This is a genomic window from Chromobacterium sp. CCUG 76385, assembly GCF_059916625.1.
Genome location: NZ_JAUCGU010000074.1, coordinates 328 through 788 on the forward strand (window position 1 = coordinate 328; position 461 = coordinate 788).

Here is a 461-nt window from a genome sequence, read left to right on the forward strand (position 1 = left end):
ACATACACCGTCACCGTGCTGTTCGCCTCGGCCGTGCCTTGCACCGTCGGCTGGTTGTTGTCGGTGATGCCGTCGCTATGGCTGCTGCCGGTGTCCGAAGCCGTGGTCAGGGCCAGGCCCGTCGGCGCGCTCGGTGCGGCGGTGTCGATGGTGATGTTGTACGCCGTCGACTGCGCGCTGACATTGCCGGCCGCATCGGTCGCCGTCGCCCGTACGCTGTGGTTGCCGTCGGCCAGGCTGCTCGCCAGGCTGTAGCTCCATGCCCCGCTGCCGTTCGCCGTCGCCGTGCCCACCGCCGTGCCGTCCACATACACCGTCACCGTGCTGTTCGCCTCGGCCGTGCCTTGCACCGTCGGCTGGTTGTTGTCGGTGATGCCGTCGCTGTGGCTGCTGCCGGTGTCCGAAGCCGTGGCCAGGGCCAGGCCCGTCGGCGCGCTCGGCGCGGCGGTGTCGATGGTGAT

General features: G+C 70.1%; 1 protein-coding gene. It reads right to left on the minus strand.

What is annotated here, in order from left to right:
- Nucleotides 1–461: Ig-like domain-containing protein (locus QUG01_RS19930; RefSeq protein WP_500831608.1), on the minus strand; the 461-nt coding region annotated here is incomplete at both ends.